The sequence below is a fragment of the Paraburkholderia sp. GAS42 genome (assembly GCF_050436565.1).
In the GTDB taxonomy this organism is placed as follows: domain Bacteria; phylum Pseudomonadota; class Gammaproteobacteria; order Burkholderiales; family Burkholderiaceae; genus Paraburkholderia.
The window spans coordinates 169588-195324 of record NZ_JBNDML010000004.1; the positions used below are offsets into that span (position 1 = coordinate 169588).

A 25737-nucleotide genomic window follows, 5' to 3' on the forward strand; every position below is an offset into this window, starting at 1 on the left:
TTCCTGGGAAAAACAATCATGCAAATGAATCAGAAGTCCGCGGCACGCATTGCAGTGGCCGTGACGTTATTGAGTATGACGCTTAAGGCTAACGCAGACGAAGTCGTGCGGATTGGGCACGTGGGTCCGCTGACGGGAGCGATTGCGCACCTCGGCAAGGATAGCGAGAACGGTGCGCGCCTTGCGGTCGAGGAAATCAACGCGAAGGGGCTGTCGATCGGCGGCAGGCGTGTGACGCTGCAACTGGATCCGCAGGACGACGCCGGTGATCCGCGCACGGCTACGCAGGTGGCGCAAAAGCTCGCGGACGACAAGGTTGTCGGCGTGGTGGGTCATCTGAACTCGGGGACGTCGATCCCGGCATCGCGAATCTATAGCGATGGGGGGATTGTCGAGATATCACAGGCGGCGACCAATCCTGCGTACACTCAACAGGGCTTCAAGACCACGTACCGGGTGGTCGCCACCGACGCCCAGCAGGGACCGGCCCTCGCCGCCTACGCGGCAAACAGTCTGCATGTGAAGACGGTTGCGATCGTGGATGACTCGACCGCTTATGGCCAGGGACTGGCGAACGAGTTCGAGAAGGCGGCGAAGGCGGCGGGCCTGCGGGTGCTGTCGCACGACGCGACGAATGATAAAGCCGTCGACTTCCGGGCGATCGTCACGAAGATCAAAGGCGAGAATCCGGACGCCATCATGTACGGTGGCATGGACGCAACGGGCGGCCCTTTCGCCAGGCAGGCGCGGCAACTCGGCGTACGCGGAAAGATACTTGGCGGCGACGGGGTGTGCTCGACCGACCTGCCCAATCTGGCCGGCCCGGCTGCCGACAACGTGATTTGCTCGGAGGCGGGTATGGCGCTCGAAAAGATGCCGGGCGGCGCGGCGTTCGTGCGCAAGTACGAGGCGCGATTCCATCAGCCGTTGCAGGTCTATGCGCCGTTCGCCTATGACGCGGTGTACATCATCGTCGACGCGATGAAGCGCGCGAATTCAATCGACGCCGCCAGGGTGCTTGCCGCGATGCCGTCGACCGACTATCAAGGCGTGATCGGTGAAACGAGCTTCAACGCGCAAGGCGACCTGAAGCACGGCGCCATTTCGGTGTTCTCATACCAGGGCGGCAAGAAAGCACTGCTGGACATCGTGCGGATGTAACGCGGTGCGAGAGGCGGATGATGGGCTGTCCGCTAGTCTTTGAGGTCGACCGACACCGTCGGGTCGACCTTGCCCCGGCTCATGCTGACCAGGGTCTTGAGGCGCTTGACGTTGTTGTTCGAGAAGAACAGTTGTCGGGTCAGCTCGTTGAACTGCTCCATATCCGGCAACCCGCTATCATCGTTGCTCGTCCTAAAGGAGAACAAGCGATGCGCCGCCCGGATTTCATCAAACACTGGACCGAACTGGAAGAACCCCATGCGCATTGCTATCGCGGCGATTCTGAGCCGATGGGCTTTGACGCGCCGCTTTCCGCTGCGATGGGCATTACGCGGATTGGCATTCATCATGTGAGGCTTTTGCCGGGTCGGCGCACTTCATATCCGCACGCCGAAAGTACCGAGCAGGAGTTCGTCTATGTGCTTCAGGGCAGGCCCGATGTCTGGATCGACGGCGTGCTGCACCCTGTTGCTGAAGGCGACTCAGTTGCGTTTCCGGCAGGCACCGGCATCTGCCACACTTTTATCAACAATACCAAAGATGAAGTCAGGCTGATGGTGATCGGCGAACGTCCGCGCGATGACAACCGTATCCGGTATCCGCTCAACGAAGCGCACGAACTTACGCGCGCGGACCGCTGGACGGACTGGCCGACCAGACCGCTCGGTGACCATAACGGGATGCCTGACCAAGGCTTACGCGGATGACGGTTTAGGGTCATACAGCGTTGGCCACGTCAGGCATGAACCGGCCAAGAGCGGCCCGTCGCCAGGGTAGAATGCCAGCCACAACTACGGGAGTCGGCCCATGTTTGCGAACCCAAACTTCCTGACTGTGCTGTTGTTCGTCGTCGGCACTGCGCTGCAGCTTGGCGATGTGCACAGCAAACAGCTAGGCTACGTGTGCTGGGTCGTCACACTTGCCATGGCAGCCTATGTTGTTATCAGGTGGTGGGAGTGGCCGACGCACTTCCGGCGCAAGCTTGATGGGTTCCGCATCATGCGATTTGGAGGTCGCATTCCGCTCCCGGACGCTGCTCGAATCGCCTATGAGGAAGCCCGCGCCAGCGGGTCGATCTGGGCAGAGGCTGCCGAGCGGCTTGGCAACTCGAATACGCCCGAAGGTATCTTGGACTATGTGGCGATGCACTTCGCCATGGACACGAACCTATGGGGCAAGCGCCCTCCGTCTACGCGCCTTGAACTAATCGACCCCAAACACGCAACCTATGGCGCGTTCGCTGGTGGTGCGAAAGAACTTCGTCTCCGCGACAAGGCGAAAACCGTGTTCACTGACATGGTGGTCGCGACCAAGGATCTACGTGCTGTGATCGACCAGTTCCGCGACGGGCTCAAAGGCGATACGCAAATTTGAACTCCATGAGTGTCCGCTACTGAGTGGATTGAGTAACGACGTCCGAAGACCGCTTTGGGTCGCGAACTGCCCTTGGATCATCGCGTCGAAGCCGCCCGCAGCACCCTCGTTATCGGCGTCACATAGCGCTGGAATTTCCCCGCCATTTATTGCCGAAAGTCACAGCCTAGAGCATTGCATTGTTGCACAAACGTTCGTTTGCGCAATCCCGATACTGCGTCGAAGCGCCGAGTTCGGACCGAAACGAGACGCTCGATCTGCGGTGAGGCCGAGCGGAAAACCTGACCGCGTCCTAACCTGGCAGGCCGCGCCCGGATGTGTCCGTCAGGGCGAACGAGTATCCCAGCAGGGTATCGCCAGGCCCCGAGTCGTCAGCTCCCTCCGTCCCGCCGACCGATGAATAGAGGTATGCGTACTACGCAGCATCGCCACCGCCTCGATGTCGAGGCTGACGTCGTCGGCCCTTATCCGGAAAGCCACGCGCAGGCGATCGCCCGGCGTGGGGGCGAGCGGGCTGCCGGAGAATGCGGGTCGATCGCCGCTCCGCTCCGGAAAACGGACGCAGACTGGGTGACCCGATCCTCCCGGTGCGGCTGGAAGTGCCGGAACAGGAAGTCGCGGTCCTCGGGGCGTGCGAGGATCGCTCCGCGACCGAACAGCGGCATGCCGCCGGCGCCGACCACCGGCCAGTCGAGCGGCGTCCCGACCGGCACCTCGTGGGGCTGCAGGCCTGATTCAGGCTTCCCGGATCTGGCTGCGTCAGTATCGGTATTTATCGCGTTTTTATTATTCATCCTGCAGCCGCAAATAATGGCACGTTTTGAAGGGCCATTTTGCTGCCGTCCGGTATGGGTTTTAAATAGCACGCGAATCAGGAACAGGCAACGCGCGATATGCCTCGTCTGAATCGACGTCACCACGCCATAAAGAAAATGGCTGTGCTGCCGATATCAAACTGATAGCGATCAAAATCCTGATAACGGAATCGACATGCACGCCACTTACAACCTCTGGCTGGTTGCGCTGTCGCTGGTCGTCGCAACGCTCGCCTCGTACACCGCACTGGATCTGTCAGGCCGTATTTCCCAGCTATCCCAGGCGGGACTGCGCCACGCATGGCTCGCGGGCGGCGCCGCCGCGATGGGAGTCGGCATCTGGTCGATGCACTTCATCGGCGTGCTGGCATTCTCGCTGCCGATCCCGCTGGGCTACGATCTGGGCATCACCGCCTTCTCGCTCATGATCGCGATGCTGGTGTCGTACTTTGCGCTGTATGTGATCACACGCAACAAACTGACCCTGCGTCGGCTCGTTAGCGGCGGCATCCTGATGGGTTTCGGGATCGCCGGGATGCACTACACCGGCGATGCTGCGATGCGCATGCAGCCCCCCATCCAGTACGACCCGGTGCTGTTTATCGCCTCGATCGCGATCGCAATCGCCGCGTTCAGCGTGGCACTGTGGATCGCGCGAACGCTCAGCGCAGCCGATCAGCGCCACTTGATCGCCAAGCGTGTCGGCGCCGCGTTCGTGATGGGGATTGCGATCACCGGCATGCACTATACCGGGAGCGCTGCGGCAGAATTCCCGCTTGGGTCGATCTGCGGTGCGGCCAATGCCCTCGATGGCCACTGGCTTGCTGTCACAATCACGCTGTTCACGTTCGCGATCCTGACCGTAACGCTAATGCTGTCGCGCTTCGATGCGAGAACCACCCTGCTGGTCGGTTCGGTGTCGCAGTTGAACGGCCAGATCGTGCGCATGGCGACCTTCGATACGCTGACCGATCTGCCGAACCGCCGGACGCTTACAGAACGGATCGAACGCGCGATTCAGACGGCCAGGCAGAAGCAGACCCTGTTTGCGATCCTGTTCATGGATCTCGATGGCTTCAAGACCATAAACGACTCGCTCGGGCACACGATCGGCGACGAAGTCCTGAAGGCCTTCGCGCAGCGGCTGCTGCACTGCGTGCGCGGCGGCGACACGGTGGCCCGGCTGGGCGGCGACGAATTCGTGGTCCTGCTCGACAATCTCGCGTCGCCGGATGATGCGGGCAAGATGACGGAGAGCGTGCTTGAACGGATGCGCGAGGGGTCTGGGCCGACAGCCAGCCCCTGCAGGTGATGCCCAGCATCGGCATTGCGCTGTTCCCGCAGGATGGCGAGGCCGTCGACGCGCTGCTGAAGCACGCGGACGCCGCGATGTACGAAGCCAAACGCGGCGGGCGCAGCACCTACCGCTTCTTCGAGGCGAGCATGAACGAGGCGGCCACCCGTACGCTACAGATCCAGCGTGCGCTGCACGAGGCGCTCGGCGCGGGCTATTTCTCACTGCACTTCCAGCCGAAATTCCGCGGCAGCAATGGCGACCTGGCGGGCGCCGAGGCGTTGCTGCGTCTGAACCACCCGGAGGTTGGGTCGCTGCCCCCGCTGGAATTCATCCCGATTGCCGAGCGCTCCGGCCAGATCGTGCAGATCGGCTATTGGGTCGTCCTCGAAACCTGCCGGCAGATTCGCCGCTGGCAAATAACCGGCCTGCCAGCGATCAAGGTGGCCATCAACCTGTCGCCGCGGCGGCTCGCGCAGTCGGATCTGATCGCGACGATGCTCGATATCGTCCGGTCGGAACAGGTTCCATGCGACCGGATCATGTTCGAGATTACCGAGACCGTGGCAATGCAGGATGCGCCCCGGACGATCGAGATGATCCGCGCGTTCCAGGCCAGCGGATTCGAGATCGCGATCGACGATTTCGGCACCGGCTATTCGAGTCTGGCCTACCTGCAGCGCTTTCGCGTCAAACAGCTGAAGATCGACCGCTTCTTTACCGACGGCCTGGACGCGCACGGCCAGGAGGGCAGCGCGATCGTTTCGGCAATCATTGCGCTCGCGCACTCCCTCCGGATGGACGTGGTGGCCGAAGGCGTCGAAACCGCGTCCCAGCACGACCAGCTGAAAGCCCTGATGTGCGACGAAATGCAGGGGTTTCTGCTCGGCCGGCCGCTCACGGCCGACGCGTTCGGCGCACTGCTGCAGGCGCGTACGGCCAGTGTCTGATGCCGTCCTGACCATCCCGAAAGCCCGTTCCGGGGTGATCAGACATGGGACGGCAGCCGGCCAGTTGTGGACGCTGGCCTGCCCGTCAAGACGAGCATTCGAACGTCGGCTTCCCGCCGAACGTGTGAAGAGCCTCATATCCATACTCGCCGAATCACCACACAGCGCAATGTCCGGTGCTCTTACTTAAGCGATATCGACGCACGCGCCTGCCATGTACGGCGCTTTATCAAGCAATCGTTGGAACGCGTGCGAAGGCGCATGGACAAGTTGGGTTCCCTCGCCGATCATAGCCTAAATGGTATGCCAGAGATCCAGCGATGACCGACGATCTGACGACATGGCTGGTGCAGATCGGCCTCGGTGAGCACGCTGCGAAGTTCGCCTCGGAAGGGATCGACTGGGATGTCCTCGGCGATCTTTCCGATCATGAGCTGAAGGAGCTCGGCCTGACGCTCGGTGACCGCAAGCGGCTCGCGAAAGGACTTGCGGCACTGGCCGACGCTCACGCGCGATCGCTCGAACGCGCGGGGGAACGAAGAGAACGACCTTCGTCATCTGCGTCCGTAGCCGTCGAGGCCGAGAGGCGGCAGCTCACTGTGATGTTTGTCGACCTTATTGATTCGACGGGGCTCGCGGAACGATTCGATCCTGAGGACATGCGACGCCTGCTAGGGTTCTACCATCAAGCCTGCGCAAGGGCGATCGAAGCTCATGAAGGTCACATCGCGCTTTACCTCGGTGACGGACTGCTCGTTTATTTCGGCTACCCGAATGCACACGAAGACGATGCCGTGCGCGCGGTACTTTCCGCGCTCGCCGTCGTTTCGGCGCTTCGCGAGGCCAACAATCGCATCGAAGTTGAGCACGGCGTACGACTACAGGTACGTATCGGGATCGAGACGGGACTGGTCGTCGCCGGCGCGATTGGCGCTGGATCTTCGCTGGATCGCCAGGCGATTGTCGGAGAGGCGCCAATCCTCGCCGCAAGGCTGCAGGCACTCGCACCGCCCGACGCGGTCGTCGTGGGCCCGGCCACGCAACGCCTGATCGAAGGATCGTTCCTGCTCGAAAACCTCGGTAGGCAAGAACTGAAAGGGGTTTCCGGTCCGGTTCAGGTCCAGCGCGTGCTCGCGCAACTGGATGCGATCGACCGCTTCGAAGTCAGGGCGGGCTACGGCATGACGCCGCTCATCGGACGGGCCGCGGAACTCGACATGATCCGGCAGCGCTGGAAGCAGAGCGTCGACGGCGAGATGCGCTGCGTGCTGCTGATCGGCGAGCCGGGAATCGGAAAATCCCGCTTGCTGCGAGCATTCGGCGACAGCATCAGTGGAGACACCCATGCGGTCATTTCGCTCCACTGTTCCCCGTACTATCGCAACAGCCCTTTTTGGCCGGTGTTGCGCTGGCTACGGCGCGTCTTTGAGCTCGGACTCGACCCGCCCCGCGCTTCGGATCTTGAACTGCTGGAGGCTGGAATCGCAAGACTAGGAGTCGATGTCGACGAAACGGTTCTCGTACTCACAACCTTGCTGGGAATTCCGGCGGCCGCGCGCCATCAGGCGACCGACGTCTCATCTCCTTCCTTCAAACGACGGACGCTGGACGTGCTCGTCGCCATCGTCGAAAGGTCGACCCGGGTTCAGCCGGTGCTCGTCGTTGTCGAGGACGCGCACTGGATCGATCCGTCTTCACAGGAGCTCGTCCGGCTCGTGCTCGAGCGCCTGGTGGCCGCCCCGCTGCTTGTACTGCTCACGGCGCGGCCCGAGTTCGAACCAGGATGGGCTTCCCCTCATCTCGTACAAATCAATCTCGATCGGCTCTCGCGCCGCGATTGCATCGCGATGATCGAACGGCTGACGGATGGAAAACGGCTTCCGGGTCTCGTACTCGATCAGATCGTCTCAAAAACGGACGGCGTGCCGCTTTTCGTCGAGGAGCTGACGAAGACCGTCCTGCAGGGCGATTGGTTGCAGGATGCTGGCATCAGCTACGAGTTGAAAGGAACGCCGCAGACAATTGCGATTCCGGACACGCTGCAGGGCTCCCTGCTATCGCGGCTCGACCGGCTGGAGCCGACCGTCAAGGAAACCGCCCAGATCGCGGCCACAGTGGGGCGGGAGTTCGGCAGGAAGCTGCTTGGCCTGATTGCATCGAAGCCAGAGAATGAACTGCAGGACACACTTGACTGCCTTGTTGCGGCGGAAATCATCGTGCCCGCTTCCGGTACGCCAGCGGAGGGAGACACGTATCAGTTTCGGCACGCGTTGGTCCAGGAGATCGCGTACCAATCCCTGTTGCTTGCGCGCCGTCGCCAATACCATGCGCTGATCGCGGTTGCTCTGGAGGACCGTTATCCGGAAATAGCCGAGCGGCAACCTGAACTGATCGCTCAGAACTTCACTGCGGCAGACCTGCCGGTTCGCGCAGTCAGCTACTGGCAGCGTGCCGGAGAACGGGCACTTTCGGGCGCGGCCTACGAGGAGGCTATCGCACATGCACAGCACGGGCTTGAACTGCTCAATCGATGCACCTACGGTGATCAGGATCGGGCCGCGCACCTATTACCCTTGCTGCTGACAAGAGGTGGAGCGGAGTTCAGATTGGGCCTTCTCGAAGCGAAAGCGACCTTCCGCCAGGCGGCGCAGATTGCCCGCGAACAGAAGCTTCTGTCGTTTCTTGTGCAGGCGGCCTTGGGATTCGACACCGCGGAAACGTTCCTCGAAGGCTCCGGCAAAGCATCGCTTTCCTTGCTCAAAGAGGTGCTCGCCTTGATCGGAACCGAGGAGTCGATCGAGCGTTGTCGCCTGTTGAGTCGACTGGTCCGCACCGTTCACATGACCGGTGCGCGTGAGCAAACTGGCGAATTGGCATTGGAGGCTGTCGCCCTCGCCAGACGCCTGAACGACCTGCCGAGCTTATTCGACGCATTGGTGTGCGAGATGATGCATGTCGGGGCCCGTCCTTTAAATGTGGGCAAGTTTGCGGAGCGCCAAAGCGTGTTGCAGGAGCTGCGCCAGATCGCAGAAGATCTCGGTGATGCGGACACCATAGGTCACGCATGCGCTCGATGTCTTGCCGGCTACCTGGAGATCGGCGACGTAGAACGCTTCGAGAGTGCCCTGGAAAGGTATCGGGAAATTGCCACCAGTGGACAGCACTTCGTCGACAAGTGGTGCGTCACTGGTGCGCAGGCAATGCGCGCCGTACTCGTCGGGGACTTCGCCGTGGCGGAGCACAAGGCGCGAGAGTCGTTCCAGATGGCGCAGACCGTCGACGCGACACTCGCAACGGGCGTGTACGGCATGCAGATGTTCACAATACGCCGCGAACAAGGACGGCTCGCCGAGGTAGCGCCGCTCTTCAAGCGGTTCGTCGACGAGCATTCCGAAAACTCAGCGTGGCGGCCCGGGCTCATGTTGCTCTGCAGCGATCTCGGCCTGGAAGCGCAGGCCCGCGACAATCTCGATCGGCTCGCAGAATCGGATTCCAGCATCCCTCTCGACAGCAAGCGGCTCGTGACCTTGACGTATCTGGCGGAAGTTGCTGCGCGGCTCCGAGACGTCGAGCGCGCCGAACAGGTTTATACCCTTCTCCTGCCGTTCCGGGATCAGGTCGTCACCGTTCCTGTCTTTACGCTGTGCTGCGGATCCGCGGCACGGTATCTCGGCATGCTCGCCCATGCACTGGGCGATTGGTCTGCCGCCGAAGAGCATTTCGAATACGGGCTACGCATGGACGAGCGCTTGCGAGCGTGGCCCTGGCTCGCGCATGGCCGGTACGAATTCGCGCGAATGCTGGCAGCGCGCAATGGTGTAGGAGATAGGGCGCGGGCACAGACCTTGCTAGCCGATGCGGCCGCCGCTGCGAAGGAACTGAAGATGTTTGCTCTCGTCGAGCGCATCGCTGGCGTGTGTGCGAACACAGCGCTCGGAAACTAGTGCACGCCTATCGCGCAGTTCGAACTGCGGCGATGTGGCCATTACTCTCAGGAGAATCTCATGCCACGTTTTATGATTGAACGAAGCTTTGCAGAACAGCTCGAGGTCACCAGAGAAAGTGCGGACGCTGTGAAGCGGATCAACGACGAGGAGGGCATCGAATGGCTCTTTTCATTTCTCAGCGCGGACAAGAAGAAGACTTACTGCCTGTACGAGGCGCCCAATGCTGAAGCCATCCGCACTGCCGCACGCCGGGCGAACCTGCCGGCTGATGTGATCATCGAGGTGAGTGACTTGCGGCCGGAAATGTTCAACTAGAAGACTGGGTGCAAGAGCCAGCGTTGTCTCGCAGAGGAGGAGGCAACGACAGGAGGAACCCTGCTCGCGCCATGGGAGCGGCGACAACGCTGGAGCGAATGGCTCGAGCCATAACAGGGAGCCGTGACAATTTACCCGGGGGCCGGAGACCGGGTTGGGCCGTAGAGGTCGAGGCACCGAGAGGCGGAAAAGGCCTCGGACATGCCGGCCGTTGAGAACATGCAGATGACCGTTGTACATTGGAAGCCGCCATTGATATCAAGCCTCGTCCGGTGGCCGAGTTGGGTCGACAGGCGTCGCCGCTCGGCCCAGAAGTAGCATTGTCGCGATGACTCACGAAGCCGTGAAGGTGTTTGAGGAGAACAGAGCCCCAACGCATATTTGAGACACGCGTCCAAGCCCTCATCGGGACCAGTAGAAATCCACGGGGATAAGCTCGACGACCCATCCACCTTCTTCGCCCAGCGTGGCCGCCGGGTGCATGGAGGCGATGCGCAACGCCTCGTCATGGGTATCCGCCTCGATGATGAACAGGCCGCCCACGACTTCCTTCGACTCGGTATAGGGCCCATCGGTGACGTGCGTCTTGCCACTGCGCGGGCGGAGCGTCCTCCAGTTGTCCAGATCGCCAAGCGATGCGGAAATCAGTACCTTGTCGGTAGCCCGCATCTTGTCGTCCAATGCGGGGCATTGGCTCACCAATTTCTTGACGTCGTCTGGCGCCATCGCGGCGAATTTATCGGGGGTGAAGTAGGCCAAGCCGAGGTATTTCATGGGAGATCCTTTGGGTGTGAATAACCTGACGACGAAGCTGATGATCGAAAATCGACAATCTTCTGAAAAGTTTGTAGCGGGTCTCGCCAGACTGTCCGCTTTTGGGGTCGCGCGGTGCCGACCGCCGGGCTCGTGCTGCACATGCGGATCGCGTGAGGCAGAGGTCGGCCATGTGCGGTCGCTGGGTAGTGCGACAGCTCAGCCGCTCCAACGTCTTATCGCCTTCGTCAACAGCCGCTCAAAACTCCCAACACGATCAGTTGCATTCGTCACCTTTGCCAAGACTTTTGCGCATAGTGTCGCCGGCGTCGGTCATAGAGGACGCCATCCGACGCAATGCAGACAACAATTCGTTGGACTCGGTTACGTTGCCTTCTTGATATCGTTGCCAGGCCGATTTGTCAGGATGGCGCTCGTAATAACGTGAAAGAGATGATCCCCCCGTGGCGCGAATCCGGGCTGGCCGACGAGCCAGCCGAGCGCCGACATCAGGGCGAACAGGTCGACCCCATCGATATCGGCGCGCGCCGTTCCCTCGGCTTGAGCGCGGAGCAGTAGTCGCGCACCCGCTGAACGCAGCGCTGTGCTCGAAGCGTGAAGCGCGGAGTCCGGGTCCGCGTGCGCGGTCGCAAACAAGGCGCAAATACCGTTATAGGTATGAACGAATGCAACCCCTTCGCGAAACCAGGACACCAGCGCTTCGTCAGGTGGGTTCGACGTTTCGAGTTCGGCCGCCTGCTGTATCAGTTCGTCCACGTTCATGCGCAGCAACGCTTCGAACAAGGCTTCTCGTGTCGGGAAATGGCGAAATAGTGTGGCCAGCCCGACGTCGGCCCGGCGGGCGATATCTCGCATGGACGCATCGGCACCATGCTCGGTGACGACGTCACGCGCGACTGCAAGGAGATGGTCGTAATTCTTTCTGGCGTCAGCTCGCATAAATTGCCTTGACAAACGGATCAGTGATCCGAATATAATGAACCTGTATCCGGATCAGTGATCCACAAGATACAGCACATTTGTGCAGATGGGAACAGGCGCAGACGACACCACGAAAGGAGATGTCATGGGAAAGCTTGAGGGTAAGGTTGCAGTCATCACGGGTGGATCGAGCGGCATGGCGCTGGCGAGCGCCAAGCGGTTCGTTGAAGAAGGCGCGTATGTTTTCATCACGGGCCGGAGGCAGGAGGCGCTCGACGAGGCCGTCAAGCTGATTGGCCGGAACGTGACCGGCGTGCGCGGCGACGGGGCCAATCTGGACGACCTCGACCGCCTGTTCGATACAGTCAAGCGGGAAAAGGGCAAGATTGACATCCTGTTCGCGAGCGCAGGCACGGGCGAAGCCGTCCCTCTGGGCGAGATTACCGAGCAGCACTTCGATGCGACCTTCGGTCTGAATACGCGCGGAACGCTGTTTGCGGTTCAGAAGGCGTTGCCGCTGTTCAACGATGGCGGGTCGATCTTCATGACCGGGTCAGTTGCTTCGGTGAAAGGTTTTCCTGGTTATGGCGTGTATGCGGCGAGCAAGGCGGCGTTGCGCTCATTCGCACGCACGTGGCTTAACGAACTGAAGGGCAGGAATATCCGGGTGAACGTGCTGAGCCCGGGGCCGATCGCCACACCGATGCAGGACCAGGTTCTCACCGAGGAGGCGAAGCGGATGTTCGAATCCCTGATCCCGCGGGGAAAGATGGGGCGTCCTGAGGAAATTGCGACGGTCGCGCTGTTTCTTGCTTCAGACGATTCGAGCTTCGTGAATGGGGTGGAGTTGTCTGTCGACGGCGGCTTCTCGGCCATCTGAAATCGCGCCGAAAGCGTGTAGAAGGATCTTTCAACTCGACGAAGGTGATCTGATTTGTGTCAATAAATATGGATTTCTTACCATACTGAATGGAGAGTTCGCATGAACTATTCGATTATTGGCTTCGGCGCGGTAGGCCAGGCCCTCGCCCGAGCGTTTGCAAGAAAGAACATCGATGTGACCGTCGCCAGCCGGCGCCCTCCCGAGACGCTGATGCAACGGGCACGAGCGATCGGCCCCACCGTTGTCCCCGGGACGCTGCAGGATGCAATTGCGTCCGACACGATCTTCCTCGCGGTTCCGTTTTGGGACCATCGCGAAGTCGCGAAGCAGATCACAACCTGGCAGGGCAAGACGATCATCGACACGACAAATGCTTTCGGTGTTCCGGTTGAAGACCTGGAAGGTCAGCCGCCGGCCGCGGTTGTCGCCAAGGCGTTTACCGGCGCCAGGTTCGTAAAGGGCTTTAACCATCTGCCTGCTGCCGCCCTGGCCGCTGATCCGAGCGTGAATGGCGGAAGCCGCGTCGTTTTTTTGTCGAGCGATGACGAAAATGCGGTGGCACCGGTCGCTGCTTTGGCCGAACAACTCGGTTTCGCGCCGATTGCGCTAGGACCGCTCAAGGATGGCGGCTTGCTTGTCCAAGGCAGGGGGAATACCTGGGGTCAACTGATCTTCAAGGATCTCGTCAAGTTCAAATAGCGGCGCCTCACGACGAAGTCACAGCGGCCACGCACATCGCTAAACGCTTGCTGGTGATTTGACCGAGATTCCGTTGGCGCTTCTGAGCGAGTGCATGATGGCCGCTCGCGACCCGTCGGCCGCGAGCGCCCGTACTGCAGACGTGGTGCGGACGGATGTCCGTTCGGAATTGGAAAGCGGCCGTTGCCAACACGGTGACCCGAATGACGGCTCGGGGTCGACTGCAGCCCGTCGTCGCAAGATCGACTTGTCGGGCAGCGGTCCGGTGCCCACGTCCGGTCCGTGGAACTGTTTCGCGCTTCGCGCGAACAGCTCTGGCAGGCGCGAGAGATTCTGCCGATCACTTAAAAAACACGTATCGCGCGAAATACGGAAAGCGCGCCATCGCGTGCCCGGCGGGGCAGGAAGCAGTTAGTGGCATACCGCCAGCGGTGTCGAGCCGTTGGACGAAGCGTACGCCGGAGAGCGTGCCATTGGGAACGTTCGCCGCGTTGCGACCGGTGTGGAGGACTCACCCGTTGAGTCGGGCCCTTCGACGGTGATCCGAATGATCCTGGACACCTTGCCCGAACCGAACGCAGACACGCCTTGGGAAGAGATCCTGAACTTCGGACAGGATCCAGCAGCACGGGCCGCGCTAGCCCGTTTGCGGAAGTGGACGGCCACGATCGCGAAGGATTCACCTTCGCCGGGCGTCGGCGAGGATGAATTGACGGCGCTGCCAGGCGCACATGAGACTGCATCGGATCAAATCCGAACGTGGGACGCTTGAGGCCTTCCTGACGACCACGGCCGGATCGTGACGACGAAGTGGGGGGCCGCCGTCAGGGCGCTGTTTGATGTGTCACGGGCTGAAATTGCGCTGCTCGAAGCCGGGCAAAGCGCTCCCAGACGGGAGGTGGCGTATATCGCACATGCCAGGGAGCGGTTTTCCTGAACCGGTAGGTGGCCCAAGCGCGTTCGAGGCCATTGATTGGATCGGCCCCGAGAGCGCGGACATCCGTCCGCTATTTCAGCAGGCTTCGCCGGACCAGCGTCAGGCCTCATCGTTGGTCTTCCAGGGACAAAAAATTCCTTCCTCTTTCACACACTCATCCCTGCAATGAGCAACTACAGTTTAGTTGTTGGGGACAATCCTGCACGTTGGACCCGCCATCACCTGATTGCTGTTCCAAGGTGTGAACGCCATGAAGAACTTCCTCAGCGCGCTACTGCTCGCCTCTGCGCCGTTCGTCGCGTGGGCCGAAACGCCATTCCTCTATTCACGTAGCGCAATCGTTTACGACGTCGGGCGCGGCGAAGTCCTGCTGGAAAAGAACGCCGACGACGTCCAGCCGATCGCGTCGCTCACCAAGCTGATGACGGCGATGGTCGTGCTGGACAGCGCCCAGTCGTTGGGAGACACGGTGACCGTCGACGATGACGACATCGATCGGCTCAAGCACTCGGGGTCCCGCATCCCGATCGGTGCGTCACTCGAACGGGGAGAGATGCTGCGCCTTGCGCTCATGTCGTCCGAGAACCGCGCGGCGTCCGCGCTATCGCGTGCGTTCCCGGGCGGCCAGCCTGCGTTCATCCAGAAGATGAACGAAAAGGCGCACGCGCTGCATATGGCCAATACGCACTTCGACGATCCAACCGGGCTCTCGCCGGACAATCTCTCGACGGCACGCGACGTCGCGAAGATGGCGGAAGCCGCGGCGCACTATCCGTTGATCAGCGAATACACGACGCTTCCCCGCTATGAAGAGGAGATCGGCACGAGGACGAGGTTCTATCACAACACCGACCCGATAGTCCGCGCAGCCGATTGGGACGTTCTGGTCGCAAAGACCGGCTATATCCGCGAGGCGGGGCGCTGCATCGTGGTCGATGCGAACATGCCGAATGGCCAGGTGATGATTGCGCTGCTCGGCTCGCAAACATCATGGGGCCGCTCCACCGATCTCGTCACGATACGCCGATGGCTGAACGGCGACGAAACGCCGGTCGTCGAGCCGCCCTATTACGCAAACGCTCGGCTGCATCATCACCATTCGATGCTCGCGCGTTCGCATCGCGTCAAGGTGCGGTTCGCATCGTACCGGACAGATTCGGCGTCCGGCGCGCACCGGCAGACCGTCAAGCACCATGCCGGCAAGCGGGAACACCACACGCCTGTTGCCGCCTGAGCTACGGCTATATGACGCCTCGCGCCACGCGCGCGAAATATTCCTGCATGAGTTCGACGCACATCCGCAGCTTCGCGGAGCGGCTCAACCGTGCCGGATGCGACTCGCACCCAATGGCTCGTGATGGCCGGACTCTGGTCGCTTCATGAGCGTGGGCTACATCCTGCAACGCACCAATCTTATCGCCACGGTGCCGGAGCGACTTGCCCTGCAACTGGCAACACCTTTCTCGCTCAGCCTGCGCGCGTTGCCCATGGCGCTGCCCGCCGCGCCGATTCATCTGCTCTGGCACACACGAGTCCAGCAGGACGAAGGCAAAGGCTGGCTGCGCGGAGTAGTGATCGATCTGTTTGCGGACACGGCAACGGATGTCCGCAAAGCAAGGGTGCAGCAAAAGAAATAGCACTCAGGGTCGAAAGGCCCGGTTGCCTCAATCACGGCCGATCGGGTGCCTCCCTTGAAATCGATTCACGATCAGCTTGCGTTGAGCGCAGCCCTCAAAGAGGCAAACACTTCGACCAGCTCGGTCTCACCGAAACGCCGCTCGCTGTTGCCCACTTCGACATCGATTCGTCCCGCGTTCTGCGCGTCGTAGAGCTCGGTGATGAGCCGCGCGTGATTCTCGTTGAGCCCGGCGCGCAGCAACGCCGCCGTCTCGTCCTTTACGCAGCATCCCAAAGTCGCGGACGGTGCGAACGGCCAGCTGCTCGATGTGTTCGGCGCAGAGAAACTGCCCGCACGCAGCGCGCTCGGCATGGCGACGCTGCCGATGGGCATTCCCGTCGAGATCGAGAGCATCTTCGAACTGAAGCGCTAGCGCGGCCCAATCCTCGCGACGTAAATCCCGCCTATACTGCGGCGATCGGCGGGCGTTCACGCGTGCAGCACGGATGATGCGAACGCTCTCACGCATCCATGCCGCTTAGCCGGAGACCCATGCAGCCTTCAGACAGTCATGTCCTGCCCGCGCTCGAATGCCGCGCGTTGAGTAAAACATATGATGCAAAACGCGTCGTGCTCGACCACCTCGATTTCGCACTCGGCGCGGGCGAATTTGTCGCGATCATGGGCGATTCGGGCGTCGGCAAATCGACGCTGCTGAACCTGATCGCGGGCCTCGATCATGCCGATAGCGGCGACGTGCTGATTGACGGCTTGCCGGTTTCCAGTCTCGATGACGACGCGGCCACGCGTCTCCGGCGTCAGAAGCTCGGCTTTGTGTTTCAGGCGTTTCATGTGCTGCCGCATCTGACGCTCACGCAGAACGTCGCGCTGCCGCTGCTGCTGAACGGCATTGCGCCGGCGCGCGCATTGGACATGCTGGCGGCCGTCGGCCTCGAAGGACGCGGCGACGACCTGCCGCGTCAGCTGTCGGGCGGCGAATTGCTGCGTGTCGCGATCGCACGCGCCCTCGTCCACCAGCCGACGTTGATTCTCGCCGACGAACCCACCGGCAATCTCGACCCCGATACCGCGTATGAAGTGCTCGCGCTGCTGCGCGCCGAAACCAGGACGAATGGCGCGGCGACGATCATGGTCACGCATTCGGAAGCGGCGGCAGCCGTCGCAGACCGCGTCCTCATTCTGAGCGACGGCAAGTTGCACGCCGCCGATTTTTCGTCCTCGCACGCGTTGCGTCCTTCGCATGAGTGACGTCGCAAGCCGGCGAGGCGCGCACACGCACGGACTGCGGACGCTCACGCGCTGGCTGCTTGCCGCCGAATGGCGCAGCCACAAAGGCCGCGCGCTGATTGCGATTGCGACAATCGCGCTCGGCGTCGCGCTCGGCTATGCCGTGCAGCTGATCAACAGCGCGGCCTTCAACGAGTTTTCGGCGGCGACGCGCAGCCTGTCGGGCGAAGCCGATCTGCAGGTGCGCAGCGCGCAGCCCACGTTCGAGGACAGCGCCTGGCCGCCACTGGCGACGCATGCGGGTGTCGCTCTCGCCAGCCCTGTGCTCGAACTCGACGTGACCGTGCCCGACCGCAACGCGCCGCTCAAGGTGCTTGGCATCGACGTGTTCAGAGCGAGCCGCATCGCGCCAGACCTGACGGGCGTGCCGGACAGTCAACGGCCCTTCGATACGCTCGCCGACGATGCGATCTTCCTGTCGTCGGCTGCGCAGGAATGGCTCGGCGTGCATGTCGGCGATCCGGTTGCGCTGCGCAGCGGCACGTCGATCGTGCGCTTGCGCGTCGCGGGCGGCATTGTGCGCACGCGCCCCGGCCAACGGATCGCGGTAATGGACATCGCCGCCGCGCAGTGGCGTTTTGGACGTGTCGGCAAGCTGTCGCGCGTCGATCTGCAACTCGCGCGCGGCGTCGATCGCGAACGCTTTCGGCGCACGCTGCAAGAACAGCTCGGCAACCGCTTCGTGGTGTCCGAAACGCGCGACGTCGAAAGCCGCACGGATCGGCTCTCGCGTGCGTACCGGATCAACATGAACGTGCTCGCGCTCGTCGCGCTCTTCACCGGCGCGTTCCTCGTGTTTTCGACGCAGGCGCTGGGCGTCGTGCGGCGTCGCGCGCAATTCGCGATGCTGCGCGTGCTTGGCATCACGCGCGCGCAGTTGCTGCGGCAGATCCTGCTCGAAGGCGCGTTGCTCGGCACGCTCGGTGCAGTGGCAGGCATCGCGGTCGGCTTCGCGATGGCGTCGGTCGTGCTGCGCTTTTTCGGCAGCGATCTCGGCGGCGGTTACTTTCCCGGCGTGCAGCCGACGGTCGGCTTCGAGCCGGTTGCGAGCGCGATATTTCTCGCGCTCGGCATCGGCGTGTCGCTGCTCGGCAGTCTCGTTCCCGCGCTCGAAGCGGCGCGCGCGCACCCTGCCCCCGCATTGAAGGCAGGCGGCGAAGAGAGCGCGCTCGGGCGGCTCACGACGCCGTGGCCCGCGTTGGTCTGCATCGCGCTCGCGGCGGCGTTGACGCAGGCGCCGCCTGTCTTCGATACGCCGATTGCCGGGTATCTCGCCGTCGCGTTGCTGTTGATCGGCGGGATTGCGTTGATGCCGCGCTTGACGTCGATGCTGTTCCGCACGTTCAGCCGCACGCGCACATCTCGCGCGGGCGCACCCGTGATGACGCTCGCGCTCGCGCGGCTCGCGAACGCGCCGGGCCAGGTGTCGATTGCGATGGGCGGCGTGCTGTCGAGTTTCACGCTGATCGTCGCGATGGCGATCATGGTGTCGAGCTTTCGCGTGTCGGTCGAGGAATGGCTCGTACATCTGCTGTCCGCCGACGTCTACGTGCGCGTCGCGCCGAACGGCGACACCGGCGGCTTGCGGCCCGACCAGCAGGCGCTGATCGCCGCGACGCCCGGCATCAGACACGCGGCATTCGCGCGCACATCGCAATTGACGCTCGATCCGTCGCGTCCGCCCGTCGCGCTGCTCGCGCGTGAAATCGACGCGACCGATCCCGGCGCGAACCTGCAACTGACGGGCGCAACCTTGACGCCCACTGCCTGGCGTCGGGACGAAACACCGGTGTGGGCATCGGAAGCGATGGTCGATCTATATGGCTACCGTGTCGGCCAGCGGCTCTCGCTGCCGCTCGGCGAGCACGGCCACACGTTCGTCGTCGCGGGCGTATGGCGCGACTACGTGCGGCAGACAGGCGCGCTGCAAATCCGTCTCGCCGACTATCGCCAGTTGACGGGCGACACGAACGCCACCGACGCCGCACTGACGCTCGAACACGGCGTGCGCGCCGAACAGGCGATTCCCGCCTTGCGCGCGCTGCCGTTCGCCGCGGCGCTCGACTTCTCGCAACCCGGCGACATCCGCGCCCGCACGCTGACGATCTTCGATCGCAGCTTTGCCGTCACGTATCTGCTCGAAGCAGTGGCGATCGTGATCGGGCTGTTCGGCGTCGCCGCGACGTTCTCCGCGCAGACCCTGTCGCGTTCGCGCGAGTTCGGGATGCTGCGGCACGTCGGCGTGACGCGCGGCCAGATCCTCGCGCTGCTCGCCGCCGAAGGCGGTCTGTTGACCGCGCTCGGCATCGCGATGGGCTGCGCGCTCGGTTTCGCGATCAGCCTGATTCTCGTGTTCGTCGTCAATCCTCAATCGTTCCACTGGAGCATGTCGCTGCATATTCCGTGGGCGCTGCTGTCGGTGATTGCGCTCGTGATGCTCGCGTCGTCATGTACGACGGCGGTGGCGGCGGGCCGCCGCGCGGTGTCGATCGATGCCGTGCGCGCCGTCAGGGAGGACTGGTGATGCCGATGCGGATGCGGATTGCACGCAGGCTCGTGCTGGTCTCATCGTTTGCCCTGTGCACGCTGTTCGCGCTGCCCTCGCCCGGCGCCGAGCACGAATTCGCCGCCGTGTCGCCGGACCGGCCCGTGACGTTCCCGCAGGACAGCGGCGCGCATCCGGCGTATCGCACCGAGTGGTGGTACGCGACGGGCTGGCTCGACATGCCCGATCACAAGCCGCTCGGCTTCCAGATCACGTTCTTTCGTTCGGCGACGGGCCACAGTTCGGCCGACCCGAGTGCGTTCGCGCCGACGCAGCTGATCATTGCGCACGCCGCGCTGAGCGATCCGGCGTTCGGGCGCCTCGTGCATGACCAGAAGATCGCGCGGCAAGGTTTCGGTCTTGCGTCTGCGAAGCCGGACAACACCGACGTGCGCCTCGAGGAATGGCGCATGGTGCGCGCGCCCGACGGCCACTACGACGTGAGCGTCGATGCCGCCGACTTCGCGCTGCATCTGACGCTCACGCCGACGCAACCGCCGCTGCTCCAGGGCGAGCGCGGCTATTCGCGCAAAGGTCCGCTGCCCGAGCAGGCCAGCAACTACTACAGCGAGCCGCAATTGCGCGTCGGCGGCAGCGTGACGCGGCCTGCTACGAGCGGCGGCCGCGCGGCCTCGGCTACACCCGTCACCGGCTCGGCATGGCTCGATCACGAATGGTCGAGCACGCTGCTCGCCGCCGACGCGTCCGGCTGGGACTGGCTCGGCGCGAACCTCGCGGACGGCTCGGCGCTGATGGCGTTCAAGGTGCGCGGCGTCGACGGCCATGCGGTGTGGGCGCACGCAGCACTGCGCCGCGCCGACGGACGGGTGACGCAATACGGCCCCGGTGAAGTCGATTTCACGCCCATCCGGCAATGGCGGTCGCCGCGCACGAATACACTGTATCCCGTCGCGACGACGGTCAAAACCGGCGACCTGCATTGGCAACTTACGCCGCTGCTCGACGATCAGGAACTCGATTCGCGCGAATCGACGGGCGCGGTGTACTGGGAAGGGGCGGTGAATCTGTCCCGCGATGGACAACCGGTCGGCCGCGGCTACCTCGAGCTGACGGGCTATGCGAAGGCGTTGAAGCTCGAACGGCGCTAGTTCGGCGCTTTTAGATACGAATTAGGGGGTTAACCCTTCTTCAGAAAGCCTGGAGAACGGCCGTTGCCGTCGCGTCGACCTGAATGACGGCATGGGGTCGACTCCGGTCCCAGGCTTCGCGCGTAAGCAGCCGTTCGTTGAGCATGGAATCTGGTGGGGTGCGGATGACCGCAAAGGCCGATGACTTGCGCGCCTCAGTCGCCAAACATGGCTTTTATGTCGCGTCCCGTCTGCTCGGCTTCCTCAATTAGCCAGTCGAGAAATTGCCTGGTTGCAGGGGAGTCTGCCGCAGTTCGCTTCCAGCAAATGAAGTATGGGAACGGCATGGGTAGGGCGACCTTGAACGGCGCGACAAGTTCGTGTCGCTTGATGCTATCAATGGCAAAAAAGCCCTGTCCCAACGAAATGCCTCTTCCCCGAATTGCCGCATCGATTGCCATGCCGGAAACGGAGTAAGTGAGTGGCGCCAACACCTCGGGTAGAGGCACGCCAACCGCATGCAACCAGTGTCCCCACGTTGGTGGTGACAAGTTTGCCCATCCCCACTCGACGTGAATCAGCGGGTAGCGCAAGATATCCGCCGGTTGCGAGACTGGTTTTTCCGCCTGCAACAGCGAGGGTGCAAACACGGGTGCAACCCTGTCCGTAAAGACGACGTGATAGGGCGTTCCGTCATTCGGTAGTGCGCCATACGTTAGCCGGACGTCGGCACTTCTCGCGCCGATACTGGTTTCGTGGTCGACGACCTCGACATGGACCTGCACGTGAGGGCAGATGGTGTGCCACGTATCCAATCTGGAGGCAAGCCAATGGGTCGCGACTGACGGAAATGTCATCAGGGTGAGTCGGCGGCCCGTCTGCGCCTTGAGCGCCGCCTGGGCGCTATGAAAGCACTCGAATCCCCGGGAGATGTGCGAGTGGTACAGCTCGCAGAGCGGGGTCGGTCGCAGGCCCGTGTTTTCCCGCTCGAAAAGCGCGACCCCGAGAAAGTCTTCAAGGACGCGAATCTGCTGACTAATCGCACCGGGCGTCACGTGAAGCGCTTCCGCGGCGGCCACGACGCCCCCGTAACGAATGACGGCATCGAATATCTGCAAGGCTCGAAGAGGAGGAAGGCGGTTCATGTCGTTGACCTGGCAAATGCCATCGTGAAGCCAGTCTAGCAAAGACTGATCTCCGCCTCGACGCGCAACGGCTTCCTGCAATGCCGCACGATTACGGTTGCACGTCGGTTTTGAACCACTTTTCCGACAACCGCTTCACGGTCCCGTCTGCAAGTGCTGCCGTGATGGCTGCATCAAATTTTGCTTTCAGATCCGTATCCTGTTTGCGAAACCCAAGACCTTCTCCCGGCCCCCAAACCGCACCACCGATCATTGGTCCGGCGATCCGGATTCGGGCGGTCTCCTTGTTGTCGGCGATCCCGGCGTAGTAGGTTACGTCGTCGAAGGCTATGTCGACGCGTCCGTTGACCAGGTCGAGGTCACGTTCGGCCGAGGTCTTGTAGAGGCGTACGGAAGTGATGTCCTTGAAGTTGTCTGTGATGAACCTGGTGTACACCGTGCCGGATTGAATGCCGATCGATTTCCCTCTCAGTTGATCGCGCAGCGGGGCGATCATGGGTCCGTCGATTTTGGGGTCGCCAGTCAGCTTGAGGAAAGAGATTGTTCCTGTCGTGTTCGCCAATCCATGCCCGTCTACCGCCGCAAATGCGGCCGGCGTTGCAGCGTAGGGCCTGGAGAAGGCAATGACCTGTTGACGTTCTGGTGTGATTGCAAGGGCATCCATCACAACATCGAATTTGCCGGCCTGCAGGCCGGTAATGAGGCCGTCAAAGTCCTGGGCGACTGTTTCGCATTGCAGGTTGACCCGCTTGCACAGATTGTCGATTAATTCCGGTTCGAATCCCGAGATTTTTCCGTTCGGCAAGGTCAGATTCCACGGAGCATAACTGCCTTCCAGGGCAACCTTCACGGTCTTCCATTCCTTTGCTTGAGCGCCGTTTCCTGCCAGTACCAGCGCGCCGAGAAAGGTGACGAGAGAAGCCTTCAGGATTTTTGTGGAAATCGTATTCACATTACACCTCCATAGTGCCGAATCAAGGTCGTGCCTGGATTGGAAATACCCGGATCGTCACGCTCCGCGGGATTGCGCGCGCTACCGGCTTCAGCTGTGCAATGTGCCGGCGATGTTTTCCACGATGCTCAGCAAGTCGCCCTGTTCGACGAGCCGGTGGACTCCCATCATGTCCGGATAGAAAAACCGATCGCCTTCTGCAGTCGGGGCAACCTGTCGAATTCGCGCATACACCGCCGCGGTTGCCGGTGATGCGTCGGCCGGATCGAAGAAGTCCAGCGCCTGGGCGGCGGTGAGCAGCTCGATTGCCAGCACGTGCTGCAACTTCTGCGAAGTTGCGTAGGCTTTCCGTGCCGCGTGATAGGCGAAGCTCACGGGGTCTTCCTGGTTGCCGCTCGTCGGCACGCTGTCGACGCTTGCTGGTTGAGCGAGCGTGCGCATCTCGCCCAGCAATCCAGCCGCCGTGTACTGAATGATCATGTAACCGCTGTTCAGCCCGGGATCCTTCGCGAGGAACGCGGGCAGTTCGCTGAAGTACGGGTTAACGAGGCGGTCCGTCCTGCGCTCCGAGATCTTCGCGAGCGTGGTCATGGCGATGCAGAGGAGATCGCACGCGATGCCGACGAACGTACCGTCGAAGTTGGCACCGGATATCGCGGTACCATCCTCGCCGTCGGGATGGATGACAGGGTTGTCGCCGCACGACCCCACTTCATCGAGAATGGCGTCGTACGCGTCCTTGATCGCCCGCCTGGACGCCCCATGTACCTGAGCAATGCCGCGAAGGCTGTAGGCGTCTTGCAGTCGGTAATCGGCAAAGCGATCGCATAGCGCACTTCCGGCCAGCAGCCGCCGGATGTTGTCGGCCGTGTTCCTCTGATCGACATGTTTCTTGACGGAGTGATATCGGGCATCCAGCGAGCGCGTGGTGGCCTTGAGCGGTTGCAGGGACATCGATGCGGCAATGTCCGCAACTTTCGAAAGTTCGATGGCGTTGTAAAGCGCCAGCATCCCGATCGCGGTCACTGACGTGGTGCCGTTGGTGAGCGAAAGCCCCTCCTTGCAGCGCAGCGAGTGCGGCTTCAGCCCCGCTCGCTCCAATGCTTGGGCGCCACTCATGCGTTCACCGCGGCAGAAAGCTTCTCCTTCGCCGATCAGCACGAGCGCCATATGTGCCTCGGGCGCGAGATAACCGACCGATCCGTCGCCCGGCGCGAACGGCGTGATGTCGTTGTTCAGCAGCCCGGCGATTTGCTGCAGCAATTCGAGGCTTACGCCGGAATAACCCTTGCCGAGGCTGATCAGCATCATCAGGAGCGTGGCTCGGACAACTTCACGAGGCAGCGGTTCGCCGACCGAGACGGCATGGGAGCGCACGATATTTCGCTGAAGCTGCTCGGCGTCGTCCGGGCTGATGACGCGTGTCGAATTTGCGCCAAAGCCAGACGTCACGCCATAGACAAGCCGGTTCTCGCTCAGAAAAAGATCGACCAGGCGGCGCGAATTCAACACGCGCTCGCGATAGACAGGGGAAAACTTTATCTGTGCGCCATGTCGGGCTACGGCAATGAATTGCTCGATCGAAATATCGGATTCTCCGAGCTGAACTTCGGATATCTTGCCTGGTCGAGATTCGATGTGCGCCAAACTCATTCTGAATTTCCTCTGTCGAATACATGAAATGAAGGGGGTGGCAAAATCAGCTTCAAAGCGCGATGTTTGCCGAAGATCATTGCAGGGCAGAGTAGCGTCGGCGGTGTTGGCGCACAAACGATTTGATTTGAGTCTCGTGTTTAGTTTTTCTAAAGTCGGATTTGTTGCGTCATATTAAATTTGACTGTCTAAAGGATGAGTTCTGTTTAATTCGAGAAAATAATTTTCTCGGACTATTGTGGGGTTACCAGAAAATCTCGATATTTCGATTTTTGATCTATGTAAATGTTTTTCTTGAATTCCTGGGTGGGCAGGGATACGCGGCCGCTTGCTCGACCGAAAGGACCGCGTCGTCAACGAAATGGCAGTCGGAAGAGCGGCTATTCCGGCGCGGCCCCAGGTGTCAGCCCTTTTGCGCCGTTGCGACACAAAAGATTCCCAGGCTTAAGGCTTTCAGCGCTGCGTTGACAGCGTTACAGCGTGCTGACCAAGTGGAAGAACGGCAAGCGTGGCTCCCCCAGGGCGCGGCCTTGTGGGAGCCTTGCCTTGGGAATGCGATGGATCAGTTCGTTATCCAGACTAATACAACCTCATGGCTGGCCGTTCACTTTCGATGCTGGGCGGGAATACACACCACGAGCCGTCGTCGTGCCTGAAGAAAAGAATGGCCAGCAAGCCGGTCGGACGCAATGCCTCGACGCGTACATAGCGTCTGTGGTTCGAGCTCGTGCGGCTGAAGCGTGTGACACGAACAGGCATCGCCGGGGTCGGCGCCAACCATTTGTCGACCAGCAAACGCAAGGACATCTGACCGGTGTTCATCGCCTTCTCCTTCAACCTGATTGTCGTCAAGTGCTCCGTCAACCGCTGCTTCGGCTACCGGACCGAACCCGGAAACGACCATTGCGGCCCGCCTCCGCCCAGTTAATCGCATGGGCTATGCCAGCATCTCCGATTCGTTAGTAAGTTATTGATTCGATGCATATTTGTTCTGTAAGGCTGCCGCTCAAACGGGCGCCAGTTGCACAAATCGTTCGATTTCCGGACGGTCCTGTATTTCAGGGATAGAATTTGGACGGAGGCCCGTGTCTGCATGGCGACTGCGTCGTGACAGAGCGCTGATGAGCGCAGCCACGGCTTCAGGAATGGCCTGACCGACGGCTCCGATAGCGCATCGGTCTGCATCGGACAGCGAAGCGTTCGAAAACACTACGCTCGAGCCATCGAGGCCGTCCCAGCGCTCACCGCCGTGCACCGGAGGCGTCGGGATATCAACCGGGCCAATCGCGCTTCACGACCAAAAAAAGAAAAACACCATGAGGCAGGGTGAGCCCGCTGGTCAGGCGAGATAGTCATGC

The 25737-nt window shown here is 61.7% G+C and carries 19 protein-coding genes and 5 pseudogenes; 14 read left to right on the forward strand and 10 right to left on the reverse strand.

The window, feature by feature from the left end; translation table 11 throughout:
• Window positions 1-75 precede the first annotated feature (75 nt).
• Window positions 76-1161 (forward strand): branched-chain amino acid ABC transporter substrate-binding protein, encoded by a 1086-nt coding sequence (locus tag P3T16_RS08125; RefSeq protein ID WP_429342049.1) that lies wholly within the window; start codon window positions 76-78, stop codon window positions 1159-1161.
• Window positions 1162-1193: 32 nt separating this feature from the next.
• Here P3T16_RS08125 and P3T16_RS08130 read toward each other — a convergent pair.
• Window positions 1194-1325, reverse strand: a pseudogene (locus P3T16_RS08130) (AsnC family transcriptional regulator); the annotation flags it as partial.
• A 45-nt stretch (window positions 1326-1370) separates the two neighbouring features.
• On the opposite strand from P3T16_RS08130, the gene P3T16_RS08135 reads away from it, so the two are divergent.
• Together P3T16_RS08135 and P3T16_RS08140 are read left to right on the forward strand one after the other, a co-directional pair.
• Window positions 1371-1868, forward strand: a complete 498-nt coding sequence (locus P3T16_RS08135) for a cupin domain-containing protein (protein ID WP_429341843.1) — start codon at window positions 1371-1373, stop codon at window positions 1866-1868.
• Window positions 1869-1968: 100 nt separating this feature from the next.
• Window positions 1969-2535 (forward strand): hypothetical protein, encoded by a 567-nt coding sequence (locus tag P3T16_RS08140; protein ID WP_429341844.1) that lies wholly within the window; start codon window positions 1969-1971, stop codon window positions 2533-2535.
• 464 nt (window positions 2536-2999) lie between these two features.
• On the opposite strand, the gene P3T16_RS08145 is transcribed toward P3T16_RS08140, so the two are convergent.
• Window positions 3000-3452 (reverse strand): hypothetical protein, encoded by a 453-nt coding sequence (locus tag P3T16_RS08145; RefSeq protein ID WP_429341845.1) that lies wholly within the window; start codon window positions 3450-3452, stop codon window positions 3000-3002.
• A gap of 73 nt (window positions 3453-3525) precedes the next feature.
• Here P3T16_RS08145 and P3T16_RS08150 point away from each other — a divergent pair.
• From P3T16_RS08150 to P3T16_RS08160, 3 genes and pseudogenes are all read left to right on the forward strand, one after another.
• Window positions 3526-5594: pseudogene (locus P3T16_RS08150) on the forward strand (putative bifunctional diguanylate cyclase/phosphodiesterase).
• Between the two features lie 320 nt (window positions 5595-5914).
• A complete protein-coding gene (locus tag P3T16_RS08155) occupies window positions 5915-9538 on the forward strand; it encodes an AAA family ATPase (RefSeq protein WP_429341846.1) in 3624 nt (1207 codons plus the stop codon).
• A gap of 60 nt (window positions 9539-9598) precedes the next feature.
• Complete coding sequence (locus P3T16_RS08160; protein WP_429341847.1) at window positions 9599-9856, forward strand: DUF4242 domain-containing protein; 258 nt, start codon at window positions 9599-9601, stop codon at window positions 9854-9856.
• Between the two features lie 402 nt (window positions 9857-10258).
• On the opposite strand, the gene P3T16_RS08165 is transcribed toward P3T16_RS08160, so the two are convergent.
• On the reverse strand, window positions 10259-10630 hold the full coding sequence (locus P3T16_RS08165; RefSeq protein ID WP_171929655.1) for a YciI family protein: 372 nt from the start codon (window positions 10628-10630) through the stop codon (window positions 10259-10261).
• A gap of 363 nt (window positions 10631-10993) precedes the next feature.
• Window positions 10994-11569 (reverse strand): TetR/AcrR family transcriptional regulator, encoded by a 576-nt coding sequence (locus tag P3T16_RS08170; RefSeq protein WP_429261044.1) that lies wholly within the window; start codon window positions 11567-11569, stop codon window positions 10994-10996.
• Between the two features lie 127 nt (window positions 11570-11696).
• On the opposite strand from P3T16_RS08170, the gene P3T16_RS08175 reads away from it, so the two are divergent.
• Window positions 11697-12431, forward strand: a complete 735-nt coding sequence (locus P3T16_RS08175) for an SDR family NAD(P)-dependent oxidoreductase (RefSeq protein WP_429261043.1) — start codon at window positions 11697-11699, stop codon at window positions 12429-12431.
• A gap of 102 nt (window positions 12432-12533) precedes the next feature.
• Entirely contained in the window at window positions 12534-13133 is a 600-nt protein-coding gene (locus P3T16_RS08180) for an NADPH-dependent F420 reductase (RefSeq protein WP_429341848.1), read from the forward strand.
• A 340-nt stretch (window positions 13134-13473) separates the two neighbouring features.
• On the opposite strand, the pseudogene P3T16_RS08185 reads toward P3T16_RS08180, so the two are convergent.
• Window positions 13474-13623 (reverse strand): annotated as a pseudogene (locus P3T16_RS08185) (DUF3455 domain-containing protein); the annotation flags it as partial.
• Window positions 13624-14320: 697 nt separating this feature from the next.
• Between P3T16_RS08185 and P3T16_RS08190 the strand changes: the two are divergent.
• Both P3T16_RS08190 and P3T16_RS08195 read left to right on the forward strand, forming a co-directional pair.
• A complete protein-coding gene (locus P3T16_RS08190) occupies window positions 14321-15304 on the forward strand; it encodes a D-alanyl-D-alanine carboxypeptidase family protein (protein WP_429341849.1) in 984 nt (327 codons plus the stop codon).
• Window positions 15305-15446: 142 nt separating this feature from the next.
• Window positions 15447-15707: pseudogene (locus P3T16_RS08195) on the forward strand (LysR family transcriptional regulator); the annotation flags it as partial.
• A gap of 71 nt (window positions 15708-15778) precedes the next feature.
• Here P3T16_RS08195 and P3T16_RS08200 read toward each other — a convergent pair.
• Window positions 15779-15949 (reverse strand): hypothetical protein, encoded by a 171-nt coding sequence (locus P3T16_RS08200; RefSeq protein ID WP_429341850.1) that lies wholly within the window; start codon window positions 15947-15949, stop codon window positions 15779-15781.
• Between the two features lie 4 nt (window positions 15950-15953).
• Between P3T16_RS08200 and P3T16_RS08205 the strand changes: the two are divergent.
• From P3T16_RS08205 to P3T16_RS08220, 4 genes and pseudogenes are all read left to right on the forward strand, one after another.
• A pseudogene (locus P3T16_RS08205) lies at window positions 15954-16121 on the forward strand (RidA family protein); the annotation flags it as partial.
• Between the two features lie 119 nt (window positions 16122-16240).
• On the forward strand, window positions 16241-16957 hold the full coding sequence (locus P3T16_RS08210) for an ABC transporter ATP-binding protein (protein WP_429341851.1): 717 nt from the start codon (window positions 16241-16243) through the stop codon (window positions 16955-16957).
• A complete protein-coding gene (locus P3T16_RS08215) occupies window positions 16950-19520 on the forward strand; it encodes an FtsX-like permease family protein (protein ID WP_429341852.1) in 2571 nt (856 codons plus the stop codon). Before P3T16_RS08210 ends, P3T16_RS08215 begins: the two co-directional genes overlap by 8 nt.
• Entirely contained in the window at window positions 19520-20650 is a 1131-nt protein-coding gene (locus P3T16_RS08220; protein ID WP_429341853.1) for a lipocalin-like domain-containing protein, read from the forward strand. The genes P3T16_RS08215 and P3T16_RS08220 overlap by 1 nt, the downstream gene beginning before the upstream one ends.
• A 194-nt stretch (window positions 20651-20844) precedes the next feature.
• Here P3T16_RS08220 and P3T16_RS08225 read toward each other — a convergent pair whose 3' ends face one another.
• From P3T16_RS08225 to P3T16_RS08240, 4 genes are all read right to left on the reverse strand, one after another.
• A complete protein-coding gene (locus P3T16_RS08225) occupies window positions 20845-21774 on the reverse strand; it encodes a LysR substrate-binding domain-containing protein (protein WP_429255989.1) in 930 nt (309 codons plus the stop codon).
• A gap of 91 nt (window positions 21775-21865) precedes the next feature.
• Window positions 21866-22702, reverse strand: a complete 837-nt coding sequence (locus P3T16_RS08230) for a transporter substrate-binding domain-containing protein (RefSeq protein WP_429342050.1) — start codon at window positions 22700-22702, stop codon at window positions 21866-21868.
• A gap of 114 nt (window positions 22703-22816) precedes the next feature.
• Window positions 22817-24373 carry a histidine ammonia-lyase gene (gene hutH, locus P3T16_RS08235; RefSeq protein ID WP_429341854.1) on the reverse strand — a complete coding sequence of 519 codons (1557 nt, stop codon included), beginning with the start codon at window positions 24371-24373 and terminating at the stop codon, window positions 22817-22819.
• A 585-nt stretch (window positions 24374-24958) separates the two neighbouring features.
• Complete coding sequence (locus P3T16_RS08240) at window positions 24959-25201, reverse strand: hypothetical protein (RefSeq protein ID WP_429255986.1); 243 nt, start codon at window positions 25199-25201, stop codon at window positions 24959-24961.
• Window positions 25202-25737: the final 536 nt, after the last annotated feature.

Bases quoted from the DNA above. Each gene is read 5' to 3' on its own strand.
- P3T16_RS08125 (WP_429342049.1), top strand. From the start codon at position 76: ATGACGCTTAAGGCTAACGCAGACGAAGTCGTGCGGATTGGGCACGTG.
- P3T16_RS08135 (WP_429341843.1), top strand. From the start codon at position 1,371: ATGCGCCGCCCGGATTTCATCAAACACTGGACCGAACTGGAAGAACCC.
- P3T16_RS08140 (WP_429341844.1), top strand. From the start codon at position 1,969: ATGTTTGCGAACCCAAACTTCCTGACTGTGCTGTTGTTCGTCGTCGGC.
- P3T16_RS08155 (WP_429341846.1), top strand. From the start codon at position 5,915: ATGACCGACGATCTGACGACATGGCTGGTGCAGATCGGCCTCGGTGAG.
- P3T16_RS08160 (WP_429341847.1), top strand. From the start codon at position 9,599: ATGCCACGTTTTATGATTGAACGAAGCTTTGCAGAACAGCTCGAGGTC.
- P3T16_RS08165 (WP_171929655.1), bottom strand. From the start codon at position 10,630: ATGAAATACCTCGGCTTGGCCTACTTCACCCCCGATAAATTCGCCGCG.
- P3T16_RS08170 (WP_429261044.1), bottom strand. From the start codon at position 11,569: ATGCGAGCTGACGCCAGAAAGAATTACGACCATCTCCTTGCAGTCGCG.
- P3T16_RS08175 (WP_429261043.1), top strand. From the start codon at position 11,697: ATGGGAAAGCTTGAGGGTAAGGTTGCAGTCATCACGGGTGGATCGAGC.
- P3T16_RS08180 (WP_429341848.1), top strand. From the start codon at position 12,534: ATGAACTATTCGATTATTGGCTTCGGCGCGGTAGGCCAGGCCCTCGCC.
- P3T16_RS08190 (WP_429341849.1), top strand. From the start codon at position 14,321: ATGAAGAACTTCCTCAGCGCGCTACTGCTCGCCTCTGCGCCGTTCGTC.
- P3T16_RS08210 (WP_429341851.1), top strand. From the start codon at position 16,241: ATGCAGCCTTCAGACAGTCATGTCCTGCCCGCGCTCGAATGCCGCGCG.
- P3T16_RS08215 (WP_429341852.1), top strand. From the start codon at position 16,950: ATGAGTGACGTCGCAAGCCGGCGAGGCGCGCACACGCACGGACTGCGG.
- P3T16_RS08220 (WP_429341853.1), top strand. From the start codon at position 19,520: ATGCCGATGCGGATGCGGATTGCACGCAGGCTCGTGCTGGTCTCATCG.
- P3T16_RS08225 (WP_429255989.1), bottom strand. From the start codon at position 21,774: ATGAACCGCCTTCCTCCTCTTCGAGCCTTGCAGATATTCGATGCCGTC.
- P3T16_RS08240 (WP_429255986.1), bottom strand. From the start codon at position 25,201: ATGAACACCGGTCAGATGTCCTTGCGTTTGCTGGTCGACAAATGGTTG.